Source organism: Flavobacterium rarum (SeqCode), assembly GCF_965234445.1.
Lineage (GTDB): Bacteria > Bacteroidota > Bacteroidia > Flavobacteriales > Flavobacteriaceae > Flavobacterium > Flavobacterium rarum.
In genome coordinates, this window is record NZ_OZ248479.1 from 243,944 (window position 1) to 260,626 (window position 16,683).

General features: G+C 35.3%; 18 protein-coding genes. 4 read left to right on the top strand and 14 right to left on the bottom strand.

What is annotated here, in order from left to right; genetic code table 11:
• The first annotated feature begins 51 nt into the window (after positions 1–51).
• From AC8GF4_RS00965 to AC8GF4_RS00980, 4 genes are read left to right on the top strand one after another with little or no spacing between them, the layout of a single operon-like run.
• A complete protein-coding gene (locus tag AC8GF4_RS00965; protein ID WP_506591886.1) occupies positions 52–192 on the top strand; it encodes a DUF2256 domain-containing protein in 141 nt (46 codons plus the stop codon).
• Between the two features lie 11 nt (positions 193–203).
• Complete coding sequence (locus AC8GF4_RS00970) at positions 204–1,739, top strand: cryptochrome/photolyase family protein (protein ID WP_506591888.1); 1,536 nt, start codon at positions 204–206, stop codon at positions 1,737–1,739.
• Positions 1,736–3,034 (top strand): DASH family cryptochrome, encoded by a 1,299-nt coding sequence (locus AC8GF4_RS00975; protein ID WP_506591890.1) that lies wholly within the window; start codon positions 1,736–1,738, stop codon positions 3,032–3,034. Before AC8GF4_RS00970 ends, AC8GF4_RS00975 begins: the two co-directional genes overlap by 4 nt.
• A 19-nt stretch (positions 3,035–3,053) precedes the next feature.
• Positions 3,054–4,292: an NAD(P)/FAD-dependent oxidoreductase gene (locus AC8GF4_RS00980; protein ID WP_506591893.1), complete on the top strand. Its 1,239-nt coding sequence runs from the start codon at positions 3,054–3,056 to the stop codon at positions 4,290–4,292.
• A gap of 52 nt (positions 4,293–4,344) precedes the next feature.
• On the opposite strand, the gene AC8GF4_RS00985 is transcribed toward AC8GF4_RS00980, so the two are convergent.
• The 14 genes from AC8GF4_RS00985 to hemA all read right to left on the bottom strand — a co-directional run bounded on the left by AC8GF4_RS00985 (position 4,345) and on the right by hemA (position 16,650).
• On the bottom strand, positions 4,345–5,058 hold the full coding sequence (locus AC8GF4_RS00985; RefSeq protein WP_506591895.1) for a 3'-5' exonuclease: 714 nt from the start codon (positions 5,056–5,058) through the stop codon (positions 4,345–4,347).
• Between the two features lie 186 nt (positions 5,059–5,244).
• Positions 5,245–5,715, bottom strand: coding sequence for a methylated-DNA--[protein]-cysteine S-methyltransferase (locus AC8GF4_RS00990; RefSeq protein ID WP_506591897.1), 471 nt, complete (start codon positions 5,713–5,715; stop codon positions 5,245–5,247).
• A 406-nt stretch (positions 5,716–6,121) separates the two neighbouring features.
• A complete protein-coding gene (locus AC8GF4_RS00995) occupies positions 6,122–6,511 on the bottom strand; it encodes a c-type cytochrome (protein WP_506591899.1) in 390 nt (129 codons plus the stop codon).
• A gap of 2 nt (positions 6,512–6,513) precedes the next feature.
• Positions 6,514–7,509: a porphobilinogen synthase gene (hemB, locus tag AC8GF4_RS01000; protein ID WP_506591901.1), complete on the bottom strand. Its 996-nt coding sequence runs from the start codon at positions 7,507–7,509 to the stop codon at positions 6,514–6,516.
• Between the two features lie 58 nt (positions 7,510–7,567).
• Positions 7,568–8,512 carry a DUF4421 family protein gene (locus AC8GF4_RS01005; RefSeq protein ID WP_506591903.1) on the bottom strand — a complete coding sequence of 315 codons (945 nt, stop codon included), beginning with the start codon at positions 8,510–8,512 and terminating at the stop codon, positions 7,568–7,570.
• The gene (hemF, locus tag AC8GF4_RS01010) at positions 8,503–9,405 is read right to left on the bottom strand and encodes an oxygen-dependent coproporphyrinogen oxidase (RefSeq protein WP_506591905.1); all 903 of its coding nucleotides are present in this window, start codon (positions 9,403–9,405) and stop codon (positions 8,503–8,505) included. The genes AC8GF4_RS01005 and hemF overlap by 10 nt, the downstream gene beginning before the upstream one ends.
• Entirely contained in the window at positions 9,402–9,932 is a 531-nt protein-coding gene (locus tag AC8GF4_RS01015) for a GNAT family N-acetyltransferase (RefSeq protein WP_506591907.1), read from the bottom strand. Before AC8GF4_RS01015 ends, hemF begins: the two co-directional genes overlap by 4 nt.
• The gene (locus AC8GF4_RS01020; protein ID WP_506591909.1) at positions 9,925–10,308 is read right to left on the bottom strand and encodes a hypothetical protein; all 384 of its coding nucleotides are present in this window, start codon (positions 10,306–10,308) and stop codon (positions 9,925–9,927) included. The genes AC8GF4_RS01015 and AC8GF4_RS01020 overlap by 8 nt, the downstream gene beginning before the upstream one ends.
• A gap of 127 nt (positions 10,309–10,435) precedes the next feature.
• Entirely contained in the window at positions 10,436–10,987 is a 552-nt protein-coding gene (locus tag AC8GF4_RS01025; protein ID WP_506591911.1) for a transposase, read from the bottom strand.
• A 314-nt stretch (positions 10,988–11,301) separates the two neighbouring features.
• Positions 11,302–12,327 (bottom strand): uroporphyrinogen decarboxylase, encoded by a 1,026-nt coding sequence (gene hemE, locus AC8GF4_RS01030; protein ID WP_506591913.1) that lies wholly within the window; start codon positions 12,325–12,327, stop codon positions 11,302–11,304.
• Positions 12,328–12,409: 82 nt separating this feature from the next.
• On the bottom strand, positions 12,410–13,084 hold the full coding sequence (locus AC8GF4_RS01035; RefSeq protein ID WP_506591915.1) for a uroporphyrinogen-III synthase: 675 nt from the start codon (positions 13,082–13,084) through the stop codon (positions 12,410–12,412).
• Complete coding sequence (locus AC8GF4_RS01040; protein WP_506591917.1) at positions 13,077–14,213, bottom strand: PDDEXK nuclease domain-containing protein; 1,137 nt, start codon at positions 14,211–14,213, stop codon at positions 13,077–13,079. Before AC8GF4_RS01040 ends, AC8GF4_RS01035 begins: the two co-directional genes overlap by 8 nt.
• Positions 14,214–14,273: 60 nt before the next feature.
• Positions 14,274–15,194 carry a hydroxymethylbilane synthase gene (gene hemC / locus AC8GF4_RS01045; protein WP_506591919.1) on the bottom strand — a complete coding sequence of 307 codons (921 nt, stop codon included), beginning with the start codon at positions 15,192–15,194 and terminating at the stop codon, positions 14,274–14,276.
• A 196-nt stretch (positions 15,195–15,390) separates the two neighbouring features.
• Positions 15,391–16,650: a glutamyl-tRNA reductase gene (gene hemA, locus AC8GF4_RS01050; RefSeq protein WP_506591921.1), complete on the bottom strand. Its 1,260-nt coding sequence runs from the start codon at positions 16,648–16,650 to the stop codon at positions 15,391–15,393.
• Between the last annotated feature and the right edge of the window lie 33 nt (positions 16,651–16,683).

Below are 16,683 nucleotides of genomic sequence, written 5' to 3' on the forward strand. Positions count from 1 at the left end.
TCTTAATTTTAAATCCCACACGATTGGGAGTAGAACCTTAAAACATAACTCATGAAAGGAGTAAAAAAACAAAACCTCCCAACCAAGATTTGTGCCGTATGCGACAAACCATTTGCTTGGCGCAAAAAATGGGAAAAAGTTTGGGATGAAGTTAAATATTGTAGTGATAAATGCAGATTAAATAAACGATAAGTACCAATAATATGAAGAAAACCTTGCGACTTATTCTTGGAGACCAACTCAACAGTAACCACTCCTGGTTCCAAACCATGGATGATTCTGTGACCTATATATTGATGGAAATTCGTTCCGAAACGGATTATGCACAACATCACATTCAAAAAATAGTTGGCTTCTTTGCAGCAATGCAAAACTTTGCAGCACAATTAGAATCCGCTAAGCACAATGTCATTTATATAAAACTAAACGACAAAGAAAATTGGCAATGCTTTGAACAAAATATTTTAAAGTATATAAAAAATAACGGCATTACCCATTTTGAGTACCAACTTCCAGACGAATACCGTTTGGATGAATTGCTCAAAGAATGTTGCAAAAATTTGGCAATTCCATCAACTGTATTCGATTCGGAACATTTTTTTACTTCAAGAACGGAACTCGCAACTTTTTTTGAAGGCAAGAAAACTTTTGTTATGGAATCTTTTTACAGAACGATGCGCAAAAAACATAGTGTGTTAATGGAGGGTGACAAACCAGTTATGGGACAATGGAACTTTGACGGTGAAAACAGAAAAAAATTACCCAAAAATCACAAACCAACACCTCCATTACTGTTCAACAACAATGTAACAGCAATTGTAAACGAAATTAATAAAACCAATATAAAAACCATTGGTAACATAGATCCTTCAAATTTTGTTTGGCCTATTGATAGAACGCAATCGTTGCAATTACTAGATTTTTTTGCCACTGAATGTCTACCCCTTTTTGGAAGTTATCAAGATGCCATGACACCAAATGAGTGGTCATTGTACCATGCAAGGCTTTCTTTTTCTATGAATATAAAATTGATATCACCGCAAGAAGTAATACAAAGATGCATAGAGGAATGGCAAAAATCAAATACTACAATAGAATACAATCAATTGGAAGGTTTTGTTAGACAAATAATTGGATGGAGAGAATACATGCGAGGCATTTACTGGAAAAAAATGCCTGATTATGCTTCGCTGAATTATTTTGAGAATAAAGCAAAATTACCCAAATGGTATTGGACAGGAAAAACCAAGATGAATTGTCTTAAAGATGCCATTCAGCAGTCATTAGATTATGGTTACGCACATCACATTCAACGATTAATGATTACAGGGAATTTTGCGCTTTTGGCAGGAGTTGACCCCGATGAAGTAGATGCTTGGTATTTGGGTATTTATATCGATGCCATACAATGGGTAGAAATCACCAATACACGAGGCATGAGTCAATATGCAGATGGAGGAATTGTGGGTACAAAACCGTATGTAAGTTCGGCGAGTTATATCGATAAAATGAGCCATTATTGTGGAAGCTGTTTCTACAAAAAGTCAGTAAAAACAGGAGACAAAGCTTGTCCTTTTAATAGTTTGTATTGGAATTTTTATGACAAACACGAAGACAAATTAAGCAAAAATCCTAGAATTGTAATGATGTATAATGTTTGGAGAAAAATGCAACCTGAGGCAAAAGCGGAACTCTTACTTCAAGCCGATTATTATTTGAAAAACATTGACGACTTATGATACAAACAACACTGGTTTGGTTCAAAACCGATTTGAGATTAACCGACAACGAAACGTTGCACAAAGCCATAGCCCAAAGCGATCAAATTGTACCGGTGTATTGTTTTGATGATTCCCATTTTGAAAAATCAAATTTTGGATTTAAAAAAACAGGTAGTTTTAGAGCACAATTCCTCCTGGAGTCTTTGAAAGATTTGGATACAAGCTTACGCAAACTTGGGTCTGGGCTTCTAATTGTGAGAGGAAATCCAGAAATTGAAATTCCAAAAATAGCGGCTGCTTATCATACTTCAAAAGTTTTTTCGAAACAAGAGGTTGCTTTTGAAGAAAAACAAACCGAAAAAAAGGTAGCGACCGCTTTGCAAAAAATCAATTGCACGTTAAAAACATTTGACACTAGTACTTTGTACCATTCCGATGATTTGCCATTTACTATCCAAGATTTGCCGGATGTGTTTACAAACTTTAGAAAAAAAATAGAAAAAGAAACCACAGTAAGAAAACCTTTTGGTCGACCAGATTCAATACAATCTCCAACGATTCCAGCTTTAAAACTACCAAGTTTAGAAGATTTAGAACTTGAAGAAAAAACAATTGATTCAAGAGCAGCTATTTTGTTTAAAGGGGGAGAAACAGAAGCATACAACAGATTGAATCATTACTTTATTGACACACAATCGCTATCTAAATACAAAGAAACTAGAAACGGAATGGTGGGAGCCGATTATTCCTCCAAATTTTCATCTTGGTTGGCTTTGGGCTGTATTTCTCCTAAAAGTATTTTTCAAGAAATCAAAATTTACGAAACTCAATTTGGTGCAAATGATTCTACTTATTGGTTGGTTTTTGAATTGCTTTGGAGAGACTTCTTCCAGTTTATGTTTAAAAAATACCAAGCCAAATTCTTTTTGTTTTCGGGTATAAAAAAAGACAAGAAAAATCCACAATCATTAAACGACAAACTACTGATGCAATGGATACTAGGAACAACGCCATCAGACTTTGTCAATGCCAATATGATCGAATTAAAACAAACCGGATTCATGAGTAATCGAGGAAGACAAAATGTAGCGAGTTATTTTTGCAACGAACTCAATATGGATTGGCGTATCGGTGCGGCATACTTCGAACAGGAACTTATTGATTATGATGTTTGCAGTAATTGGGGCAACTGGGCCTACATTGCTGGAGTAGGAAATGATCCAAGAGATCATCGGTATTTTAATATCACTAAGCAAGCAAATGACTACGATCCTAAAATGGAATATAGAAAATTATGGCTTTCAAAAAGCTAAAACAGTTAGTAAAAAAATTATGAAACAAGATATTATAATTATTGGAGCAGGATTATCAGGTCTTTCGGCGGCGGTATATTTACAACGTCAAGGAAGAAAAGTACATCTTTTGGAAGCAACTGACCGCGCAGGAGGACGCGTAAAAACAGATGCGTATAACGGTTTTCTATTGGATAGAGGTTTTCAAGTTTTACTTACTGATTATCCCGAAGCAAAATCATTACTCAATTACAAAGAATTGCAGCTTAAAACCATGTTGCCAGGAGCTACAGTGCTCTATGATGGTGGTACATTTGAAATTGCAGATCCATTTAGACGTCCAACAGCTATACTATCGACTTTGTTTGCTCCAATTGGAACACTTAAGGACAAAATAAACACTCTTTTTTTAAAGTTAAAATTGCAAAAAATGACACTAGATGCCATTTTTAACCAACCAGAAAGCACTACCTCCGATCATATTAAGAAACTTGGTTTTAGTCAGACTATAATGGATCGATTTTACAGACCATTTTTATCTGGAATTTTTCTAGAGAATGATCTCAACACCTCCAATCGAATGTTTGATTTTGTAATGAAAATGTTCTCTGACGGTGATGTAGCAATACCAGCTTTAGGTATGGAAGAGATACCTAAGCAATTAGTATCCCTTTTGCCAAAAAACAGTATAGAATATCATAAAAGAGTCACAGCAATATCAGGAAATACTGTTACTACTGAAGATGGAAATACGTATCAAGCCAACCAAATACTACTAGCAACAAATGCCAATGAGCTTGTATCTCAATTTGTACCCAACTTAAAAACTACCTCTCAAAAAGTAACAAATGTTTATTTTGAAGCTAAAAAAGCACCCTCCAAGAAAGCAATTGTTATTTTGAATGCAGCAAGATCAAAAAAATGGGTCAATAATCTCACTGTTATTTCAAATGTATCCAAAGCTTATGCGCCAGAAGGCAAAGTTTTAATATCGATTTCATTCAATGGGCTAACAGATATTGAAGACGCTATACTTGCTGAGAACATCAAAAAAGAATTAGAAAAATGGTATGGAAAACAAGTACATGAATGGAAAATGATTCGAACTTATGCTATAGATTATGCGCTTCCTGTACATAAAAGTATAAAAAATGATTTGACTATTTCTGAAATAAAAATAACCGATTCAGTATTTGTCTGTGGCGATTATTTACTAAATGGATCCATTAATGCTGCTTTTAAAACCGGAAGATTGGCAGCAGAAGCCATGCAGTTATAAAAATTTGCTTTGCAATTCGAGTTTAAGGGTACCGCTATTGAAAACTTCAGTATTACACATGAATTATCTCGTCTTCTATCAACAAATCTTCTCTTCGAAGACGGAGAAAAATTTGGGCTACGGCAATGGTGTCTTTTTCGCAATACGTCACAATACGGTCAATGTCTTTGTCCACATAAAAAACGTGTCCTACCTGACTGCCGTCAATATCGCCTTTTGGCGATGGGATTCCGAGGATTTTACATAATAGTTTTAAGGAAGTAAAATGTTTGTAATCACCAAATTTCCATAACTCTAATGTATCCAAATGAGGAATCTCCCAAGGTTTTTTTCCAAATAAGTTCAGCTTGTTGGGAATGGGAATCTGATTGATAATCATTCGACGAGCGAGGAACGGAATGTCAAATTCTTTCGCGTTATGTCCGCACAAAACGTGTTGCGGTTGGTTGAAGTGGTTGTTCAGTAAATTATTGAAGTCGTTTAGAATTTTCTTTTCGTCGCCAAAAAAGGAGGTTACTCTAAAATTCCGAATATCACCTTTGATGGTAAAATACCCAACAGAAATACAAACGATTTTCCCAAACTCGGCCCAAATTCCAGCACGATCGTAGAATTCTTCACCAGTAAACTCGTCTTTGCGTTGGTACATCGTTTTTTGTTCCCAAAGCGATTTCATTTCGGAATCGAGTGAATTGAAGTTTTCTTCTTCCGGAACGGTTTCTATATCTAGGAAAAGTATGTTGTTGAGGTTTATTTTTTCAATCATTGGATAGATTTGTTAGATTTTGGGAGTTCTTAGATTGTTAGATTTTATTTATTTGCCAAAACAGTTACATTTTTAAAAATCTAATTTATGGAAAAAAACATAAGTTACACCCATTTTGAGAATATCTGTCCGCAAATTATTTTAATTTAAGAAGTCTAAAAATCTAACAATCTAAGAAGTCTAATTTTAAAATAAAGTTTGTTGTGTAGTAGGGTTCTCGTGCTCCAACAGCCATTTTTTGCGCCATAAACCTCCTGCGTAACCAGTTAGGGAACCATCGGAGCCAATTACTCTGTGGCAAGGAACAACAATCCAAAGTGGATTTTTCCCGTTGGCGGAAGCTACGGCGCGAATCGCTTTTACATCTCCCAAAATTTTGGATTGTTCGAGATACGTTCTGGTTTTTCCGTATGGGATTTCTAGTAAAGCCTTCCAAACTTTTTGTTGGAATTCGGTACCTTTTGGATTGAGTTTTAGGTCGAAATTGGTTCGTTTTCCTTCGAAATAATCCTGTAACTGGTTTACGGCTTCTTGCAAAAAGTCGGGGTGTTTGGAAGAAACTTCTGCCTCATCGTGTACTTTTATGCTAACTATTCCATCTTCATCACCCATTATTTGAGCATACCCTAAAGGTGTTTTGATATAAACTGTCTCCATAAAATTTTTTAAAAAAAATTAACCGCAAAGTACACAAAGTTATCGCAAGGAACGCAAAGATTAAACCCAGATTTCAAGAAAGAGTGTTTGGGACATTGACAAAGAGTTGCTAACTATTTTTTGCCACAGATTACACAGATTTCCACAGATTAAGAAAGAGTTAGAAAGAAATCGGTATTGAACTTGTTCTACTCTTTTAAAATAGTCCGTGAGCTACTGATTTTATTGAATAATTCAGTTTCGCTACGAAGTCTAGTGCAGCTTCTGAGTTAAAAAGTGATACAAACGAAAAAACCACTTGTTTACACAAATGGTTCTTGGTTTTTAGCCCCGATGGAAACGGCATCCTCTTGTGGCGGGGTTCGCCAGAAGAGATATAGTGGACAGCGGGATTAGCTCCTGAATACTATTTCAAATTAGAATAAACATAAGCTTCTAATGCTTGAAGTTCTTCGTCTGACATTTCTTCGGTGATGGCAAAATTGGCTTTCATCACTTCGTATTGACTTGGATCAACGATGGGCTCCCCTTCGCCTTTCAAAAAAGTGACCATGTTTGCCTTTTTGTCTTTGTATATTTTAGCAATATCATGCAAACTTGGGCCAATAAGTTTTTTGTCTGGTAAATGGCAAGCGATGCAATTCCCTTTGTTTTCAAAAATTTCTTTACCAATAGTCTCTGGTGATTTTACGGTTTCGGCTGTTGTTGTTACTTCAGGTTTTCCGAAAGGTTCTTGGCTCTCTTTTTTACAGCTAACCAAAACTAAAAGAGCAACAATAAATACTAGATTTTTCATGTTTATTTATTTAAAAGTATAGCGGCTTCTTTGGCAAAATAAGTCGAAATTAAGCTTGCTCCTGCCCTTTTGATACACATTAATTGTTCCATCATGATTTTGTCGTGATCCAACCATCCCCTTTCGGCAGCGGCTTTGATCATGGCATATTCGCCCGATACGTGAAAAACAGTTACGGGAACATTCACGGCATTTTTTACTTCACGAACGATGTCCAAATAGGCAATTCCAGGTTTTACCATCACCATATCGGCTCCTTCTTCGACATCGGATAAGGCTTCTTTGATAGCTTCGATGCGGTTGGCATAATCCATTTGATAGGTTTTCTTATCTTTTGGCACTTCAATGTCAGCTTCTTTTGGAGCACTGTCTAAAGCGTCTCTAAAAGGCCCGTAAAACGCCGAAGCATATTTGGCCGAATAACTCATGATTCCCACATGATGAAAACCTGCGGCATCCAAACCTTCACGCAAACGCAACACGCGTCCGTCCATCATATCCGAAGGCGCTACAAAATCGGCTCCTGCTTGGGCGTGAGATACGGCCATTTTTACCAATGCGGCAACAGTAGAATCATTTTCAACATCTCCATTGGCTATAATTCCATCGTGACCATAAATAGAATAAGGATCTAAAGCTACATCGGGCATTACAATCATCTCGGGACAAGCCGTTTTGATAGCGCGAATGGCTTGTTGCATCAATCCGTTTGGATTCCAGGCTTCGACACCTTCATTGTCTTTCAAATCTTCGCTCACTTTTACATAAATATTGACTGCTCGTATTCCTAAAGCGTAAATTTCTTTGACTTCTTTTACCGTTAAATCAATAGAACGGCGGAAGATTCCTGGCATAGATGGTATTGCGACTTCTATATTTTCGCCTTCGGCAATGAACATCGGGAACATAAAATCGGTTGGACTTAATGTAGTTTCACGAACCAAACTTCTGATGGATTCGTTGACTCTTAAACGGCGGTTTCGGTGTAATGGGAACATAATAATTTTAGATTTTAGTCCCGAAAGCTTTCGGGAGCAGATTATATGATTTATAAATTTAAAGTCCTGTTTTTTGATGTACAGTTTCAAAGACTTCTTTTACTTTTTTTGGTGGATCAAAACGATATCCAACCGAAATATTAAAGGTAGAAATAGCATCATTCAACTGTACCTTTGCCTCATTATTTTGTGCAAATGCAAGGTAATTGATAGTACAAAAAGAGAAAAAAGAATCGTTATTATATCCTAGCTTTAAGCTTGTACTCGTTTCCAAAATACCTGCAACATCGCTATCGATTATACTTATACCCCCTCCGATGGACAATCCTGCCGATAGTAAAACTCTATTATTGATTACAAAATTATAATAATAAGATGGCGATACTGTCATTTCAAATAAATTCCCTTCTGGATCTACGCTTCCATCATTCAAATCAAGATTGGTATAAAAGAATGAAAAATTCGGGATAAAACTACCGGAACTTTTGGTTTGCCATTCTTTTTGATTCGCTATTGTTTTAAAAGAAAAATTAGGGTTGAATATATAAGAGGTAACTCCGCCTATTTTTGTTGATCTTAAATTTGGGAAAGGAATAGTTAAGCCATTTTCGTTTGCATAAAATCCCTTTTGATTGATAAAACTCAGTGTTTGCATCCATTGATTTACAATGAATCGCGTACTGATATTAAACAATTTTGAGTTGCCATTATCCTTGTTTTCATTAAAAAATTGAGGGGAAAACCCATAAGAGATATCGGCAAATTTATAGGAAACGCTTAATCCTAATTGTTCTCTCTGATTTGGAATTAAATCCAAAGTTGTTTTGGATCCATCAGTATTGCTGTTTACGAATTGAAAATTATTAGAAACATCCAAATAATATAAACTAGCAATCACTTTGTCATCATATGTTTTGAAATACGGATTGGAAGCAGTTTTTTCTTGAGCATAACAGCCAAAAATACCGCCAATCAGAATCAACCAAACCGTTTTTACAACCATTCCTTTGGATTTTCTAGAGTTAAAATTAATTTCTCTTCGTCGCTTCCCGCTTCGGGATGATGATCGTACACCCATTGCACGTGCGGTGGCAAACTCATCAAGATACTCTCGATTCTTCCGTTGGTTTTAAGACCAAATAAAGTTCCTTTGTCATGCACCAAATTGAATTCGACATAACGGCCACGACGAATTTCTTGCCATGTTCTGTTTTCGGGAGTGTACGTTAGGTTTTTTCTTTTTTCGACTATCGGAACGTAGGCTTCTAGGAAACTATTCCCGACTTCGCTAACAAAGTTAAACCAATTTTCCATAGACATTTGCTCATTTGCTTTGCAATAATCAAAGAATAAACCGCCAATTCCTCGAGCTTCGTTTCGGTGAGCATTCCAAAAATAAGCATCACATTGTTTTTTGTATTTTGGATAAAACTCCCGATTGTGATTATCGCAAGCGGTTTTGCAAGTTTGATGAAAATGAGTTGCATCTTCTTCAAACAAATAATAAGGGGTTAAATCCTGACCACCACCAAACCATTGCTGAATCACATTTCCATTATCATCGTACATTTCGAAATAACGCCAATTGGCATGAACCGTTGGTACCATTGGATTTTTTGGATGCAATACTAAACTCAGTCCGCAGGCAAAAAAATCGGCTTCGCCTACGTTGAACATTTTTTGCATCGCTTCGGGCAATTTTCCGTGCACCGCCGAAATGTTGACACCGCCTTTCTCGAAAACTGCTCCGTTTTCGATTACACGGGTGCGACCGCCTCCACCTTCTGGGCGATCCCAAAGGTCTTCACGGAATTTGGTTTGACCATCAACACTTTCCAATCCTGCACAGATTTGATCTTGAAGATTTTGTATGTAGGAGAAAAATTGTTCTTTCATTTTGATAATTCATATAATTCCATGTCTAATGGAAGTTCATAAGTAGGTGTAAACTCATCAACAAGTGTTCTTTTCCAAACAAAACCATTCTTTTCAGCCACTTTAATGCTTCCTAAATTGGTTTTGTGCGCTATAATTTGAAGAGTTTCCAAATTTAATTCTTTGAAAGCATAATTCGAAACGGCTTTCACGGCTTTTGTTACCCACCCTTTGCGTTCATACTCTTTACCGATACAATACGCTATTTCTACTTGTTTGGTTTGCCAATCTACTTTTTTGAGAATAACAAGGCCCATTATAGTTTGGGTTTCCTGCTTTTTTATCGCAAATGTAAAACCAGATTTGATTTCAAATTCGATTATTTTGCTTTCAATATATCTTTCGGTTGCTTCCAACGTTAAATTACTGGAAAGCGTTTTAGGAAAATACCTTTTGAATCTTTCAGTATTAGTAATCATTAATCTACTAAGACCTTTAGCGTCTCCTGACGCTAATGGGGCTATATGGAAAGCTTCTTGTTTATTCATTTTTTGATGTTACAATAGCTATTTTATTGAAAATTTCAAACGAAAAAGTCTTGCTTTCTGCTTGGATATAATTGTAAATGGCAATGGCTTTTGGCGAAAAATCAAACTGACTTTCCTTTGAAAAAGCGACTAAAAAATCAGCAAATATCTCGAAATGATTCCATTCAAAATGAAGACGCTTCAAATGAATGATTAATTCTTCTTCGCTAAATTCAGTAAGACTTTCAATATTAATTCCTAAGTCTTTTAAGTTGTTTTCTAAGAACAGAAGGTCCTCTAAATTCCAAAACTTAGGTACATAAACCAATGACATCAACTTTTTGAGCAGATTATCAATTCGAATACTTTCTTGGTCTCTTAAGCCTTTGTTTAGCATTTTTTATTCTATTTTGTTAACCTGCAAGGTTTTTTTCAAACCTTGTAGGTATTATTTTCTTGATATTCATTTTTAAAACACAACTACAAGGTTCGAAAAAAACCTTGCAGGAGCCTCACACTACCATTTACTCAAATGTAAATTTTTCAGTTAGAAAATCATTTCTTTGATTGTGGCAAAAAATGAAATTTTCTAAACCTCCAAACAATCTTAAAACCTCTTCTCTCTCAATTTTGGTTTCCTTATCTGAAATGAATGCCTGATAAGATGAATATTTAAAACTCTCAAATTTTAAATCTAAATGATGCTTTGGATTCAAATGAACATATAATATCAATTGCCTCAAATACTCTTCATCATAGAGTCTTATTCTCTTGAAATGCTTTTCAAAAAGACTTCCTGTTCTATCAACATCTTTATTAAAAGCCTTGACATAAGAATTAAAAAAATTAGAAAATGCCTGTGTTACAAATTCTTCATCTTCATTTAGTCGAATAATCAAATGAAAATGATTATCCATTAAACAATATCCAAATATTGAGATTTTATCCACTAGATATTTTGAAAGTTGTTTTAAAAAGAAGCTTTTGTTTTCATCGTTTTCGAAAATTAAACAGCCATTTATACCTCTGTTGTAAATATGATAATAACCCTCTTTTTCTAAAACTTCTAATTTCATACCGTAGTTTTTGTTTATACAATCCTATAAGATATGACTTACAATTTTATCCTGCAAGGTTTTTTTCGAACCTTGTAGGTATTATTTCTTGGCAGTCCTTATCAAACAAACCTACAACTTTATCCTGAAAGGTTTTTTTCGAACCTTGTAGGTATTACTTTTAAAGCTGACGTTTTAAAACATACCTACAGCTTTATCCTGCAAGGTTTTTTTCGAACCTTGTAGGTATTACTTATAGATTCAATTTAACAAACATACCTACAAGGTTCGAAAAAAACCTTGCAGGAGATTCACTGCAAACCGAGAACTATTTACTAATTCCCGTACTCCTTCACCGCATCGATAAATGCTTTGGCGTGGTCTACAGGAATGTTTGGTAAAATTCCGTGTCCAAGATTCACTATATACTTGTCTTTCCCGAATTCATCAATCATTTGGTGTACCATTTTCTTGATAACTGGTATTGGTGAAAGCAAACGACTTGGGTCAAAATTTCCTTGTAAAGTAATGTTTCCTCCTGAAAGGTATCTTGCATTTCTTGGCGAACACGTCCAATCTACGCCTAAAGCCGAAGCTCTACTTTTTCCCATTTCACCAAGGGCAAACCAACAACCTTTTCCGAAAACAATAACTGGTGCATCATCGGCCAAAGCTTCAACGATTTGGTTGATGTATTTCCAAGAGAATTCTTGATAATCCACTGGAGAAAGCATTCCGCCCCAAGAATCAAAAATCTGGACAGCGTTTACTCCCGCTTTTACTTTTTCTTTTAGGTATAAAATCGTCGTGTCTGTAATTTTTTGTAATAAAACATGAGCCGCTTCTGGATGTGTGAAACAAAATCCTTTGGCCATATCAAAACTTTTAGAACCTTTTCCTTCTACCGCATAACACATAATTGTCCATGGAGAACCTGCGAAACCAATTAACGGTACCTCATCATTCAACATTTCTTTGGTCAATTTGATGGCGTCAAAAACGTAACCTAATGTTTCATTAACATCCGGAACGATTACTTTCTCTACATCTTGAATAGTACGAATAGGATTTGGCAAAAACGGTCCAAAACTCTCTTTCATCAACACTTCAATTCCCATTGCTTGTGGGATTACTAATATATCCGAAAATAAAATAGCAGCATCAGGAGCAATTCTACGAATGGGCTGGACGGTGATTTCTGCAGCCAATTCTGGAGTTTGGCAACGGGTAAAAAAATCATATTTGTCACGCAAAGCGATGAATTCCGGCAAATATCTTCCGGCTTGACGCATCATCCATACTGGCGGACGTTGTACTGTTTCTCCTTTTAGTGCTTTTAAAAATAGGTCGTTCTTAATCATAGTGTTCAGTGTTCAGTATTTTTAGTGTTCAGTTTGAACACTGTAAATAAAATCGTTAAATTAATTTTTAGTCTCTAATATCCTATGGATTAGGGGTTTTATATTCTGTGATTACATCTTCAATTACTTCTTCAACGCTGGGTTGATCTGCAACGATGATATTTTTGGTTATTTTATCTAATGCTTCTGCGGTGGTTTCTCCTATGCAAAAACAGTTTTCTTTTTTTATAACATTATTTTTCAAATAACTCTCTACTGCTGAAGGGCTGAAAAACAAAATAGCATCGAGTTTCTCATGAATTTTATACGGAGACAATGTAGTTTCGTATACCTGAATTTCATTGAATTTAATTCCAGCTTCTGCTAAGGCTTTTGGAAGTGTTTCTTTACGAAGATTTCCGCTAAAAAAAGTGTAGCTTTCTTGGCTATAAATCAAAGCAATGATTTCGGCTAAGTCGGCAGCATAACCCGTGTAAGCAACCACGTTGAATCCAGCTTCTGATAACAGAATTTTTGTTTTTAGCCCAACGCAAAAAACGTTCTTGGTTTTCAAATCATCAACATTTGAGTTTTCAAGTACGCTTTGTGCAGCATTCTGACTCGTAAAAATTAAATTGTCGTTGATGTTATTCAACTCAAACAGCTGTTTTTTGGTTGAAATAAAATCCTCCTCGAATACTTCAAATCCAGCTGTTAAAAGGCTTTGTCTTTGAATATCCGAAAGCGTTTTTGTAGATAATATAACCGTTTTACTCATTTTTATTGTTTTCGTTTTTGGATATTTCGGAATTCCATAAATATTGAAAATGTTCTGTTGTCGGTAATTTTCCAACCAACTCCTTTGGCAACTTTTTGCTCAAGTGATATTCTGAGACTCCTATTGGCTTGTTCGCGCTTCGTAAAGCATATTCAACTTCTAAATGCTTTTTGTCTGGAACTAACAATATTCCAATGCTTGGTTGGTCATCAATCTGTTTTAATTGCTCGTCCATTAATTGCAAATAAAAATCTAGTTTTCCAACAAACTCAGGTTCAAATTCTACCACTTTCAATTCAACTGCCACCAAACATTTTAAAATTCTATGATAAAAAAGCAAATCGATGTAATAGTCTTTATCTCCCAACGAAAGTCGGTATTGGTTGCCAATAAAACAAAACCCATACCCTAGTTCCAACATAAGTCGCTTTACTTTTTCGACCATTGAATTTTCTAACTCTCTTTCGGTAACAGGTTTATTTATATCTAGAAAATCGAGACTGTAAACACTTTTTATACTTTCTCTAGCTTGTTCCTGAAAATGTTCTGGTAAAGCAGTTCCAAAATTATGTTGTGATGGTTTTGATATATAATGTTCGTAAGCGTTTGCTTTTATTTGATGCAAAAGTACAGCACTACTATATTTATTTTTGATTGTTTGCTCTAGATAGAATATACGAGCATTAGTATCTTTTACCTTTTGTAATATTGAAATATTGTGTCTCCAAGGAGTATTTAATATCAATTTTTTTACATAAGCCAAATGTGAAACAGGCTGTTTCACATATGAGTTTGCTGATTTAGAACTTTCTAAATGTGAATCAAGCTGCTTCACATTTGAATATTCAGTAACCAATTGCTTCATGAACTGAAGATTTCGAGGAGACCAACTCACTCCTTCTCCAATTAACTGCGGTAATTCCCGACTAAGTCTTATTATAACTGATTTTCCCCAACCGAATTCCTCTTGCTTTTTTATAATCAACTCGCCAATGTTCCAATACAACTGGTTGGATATTGTTTGAACAGATTGAATAGCCTGTACACGATGTTGTTGAACGGCATTGCCCACATCCGAAAGAAATGTTGCATAGGCAACCGGCGAAATGTCTTTGTTCAACTGTGTCATACTTTATGAAGAAATCACGTTACTCTTAGAAAAAGTAAATTTAGGATAAATTCTAATTACTTATTTTTTCAAACTTTCTTTTATGGTTGCCATCAATTGTGTTCCGCCATTATCAAGAATTTCTTTGGCCATATAATACCCTAATTTTTTCCATTCTTGCATCGGAACAGTTTTCTCAATTTCTATTTTTTGTTTCCCATCGATAGAAAATAAAACACCTTTAAACAAAATGTCGTCTTCTACGAAAACAGCTAAAGCTCCTATGGGTGCGGTGCAACCTCCCTCGAGTGTTTTCAAGAATTGTCTTTCGATATGAGTGCACACTTCAGTATCGATATCATTTAATTCGGACACAGCTTCTCTTGTAAACTCATTGTTTGCCATAGCGACAATTACCATTGCCCCTTGTGCAGGTGCGGGAATCATCCAATCTAGATTGATAAAATCTGTAGGTTTAAGATTGATTCGTTCCAATCCAGCTGCAGCAAAAACAGCTCCATTCCAATCACTTTCTTTTAGTTTTTGCATTCTTGTATTTACGTTTCCGCGTAAATCGACTACAGTGTGATTGGGGTATTTGTTCCACCATTGCGCTTGACGACGCAAACTTCCTGTGGCGATAGTTCCAGTACAATTCAAAAAATCAAGATTTCCTTTGTGAACCAAAATGTCTAATGTATTGGCTCTTTCTAGAACGGCCGCTTGAACAATGCCTTCTGGCAAAGCAGTTGGAACGTCTTTCATAGAATGCACTGCGATATCTACTTGACCGTTGATCATGGCAATATCAAGAGTTTTTGTAAAAATCCCTGTAATTCCGAGTTCGTAAAGTGGTTTGTCAAGGATAATGTCTCCTTGTGATTTTACAGCAATAATTTCGGTTTTATACCCGAGATCATTTAATTTTTTTTCGACCGTGTGTGCTTGCCAAAGTGCTAATTCGCTGTCACGGGTTCCAATACGTATTATTTTATTTGCCATTTTTTGTTTCTAAAACCAAGGTTTTTTATTTTTTTACCATTAAGATATTAAGTTAATTAAGCTAGGCTTAAAAACACAAAGCTTAATTTATTATCATATTTAATGATTCCGTTTCTTAATTCTCTTAATATCTTAATGGTAATTTTTTTTTTAAGTTTTTAAAACACAAAACTTAATTCTCTTAATATCTTAATGGTTAAATTTTAGTTGTCGTTGCTATTTGAAAAACTTTTTCGATCCAATCGATGCTCTCATCTACCATTGTATTTTCATTTTTAAGATGATTGGCAAAATGAGTGGTGATTTTTTGGATAATTCTGGAGCTGATTAATTCGGCTTGTTCTTCATTGAAATTGGAGATCTTTTTACTTTGAAAATCCAATTCAGATTTTTTTATGTCGTTTAATTTCTCTTTCAAGGCATTGATAGTGGGCGCAAACTTTCTTACTTTAGTCCAGGCGATAAATTCCTCCTTTATTTCTTCAATAATAGCCTCTGCTGCGGGGATATGAGCTTTTCTGTTTTCTAGAGTTTCATCTGTCATTTGCGACAAATGATCCATGTGTATTAGCGTAACACCTTCAATATCTTTGACGTTTTCATTTACATTCTTTGGGATTGATAAATCCAAAATCAACAACGTTTTTTTCAAATTCAAGATGGCTTTGTCAATAGTAGGGTTTTGAGCGCCTGTAGCGACAACTACAACATCTGCTTTTTGCAGTTCCAAATGCAATTCGGAGTAATCTTTAACAATCAGATTCAGTTTTCCTGCCAATTTCTCGGCTTTGTCTTTGGTTCTGTTGATTAAAGTGATGTGTTCATTTTTGGTGTGTTTTACTAAATTCTCGCAGGTATTTCTTCCGATTTTTCCTGTTCCGAAAAGTAAAATATTTTTGTTTCCAATGTCTGGAACATTTTTCATAATATATTGAACCGATGCAAAAGACACTGAAGTGGCTCCAGAACTAATTTCGGTTTCGTTTTTGATTTTTTTGCTGGATTGAATTACGGCATTTACCAATCGTTCCATAAAAGCGTTGGCAAGACCCATTGATTTGGCTTCGGCAAAACCATTTCGTATTTGACTTATAATTTCAAAATCGCCAAGAATCTGACTGTCTAATCCTGTTCCTACACGAAATAAATGGGAAATTGCTTCTTGGTTTTTGAATACGTAAGCTACTTTTTGAAAATCTTCAACAGTACCGTTACTGTTCTCACAAAGCAATTTAATTAATTGAAAAGGGTGTTCGGCATAGCCGTAAATTTCTGTTCTATTGCAAGTTGACGTAACAAACAAACTTTTGATTCCATCGTTTTTTGCTTGTTCCAACAAACGTGTTTTAGCTGCAGTGTCTAAACTAAATTTTCCTCTTATCTCGGCATCGGCTTTTTTGTAACTTAGTCCAATTGAATAAAAATAGTGGTGTTTCGCAACGTTATGATTTTCCATATATACACTTTCACTTAAAGTAGGACAAAACTA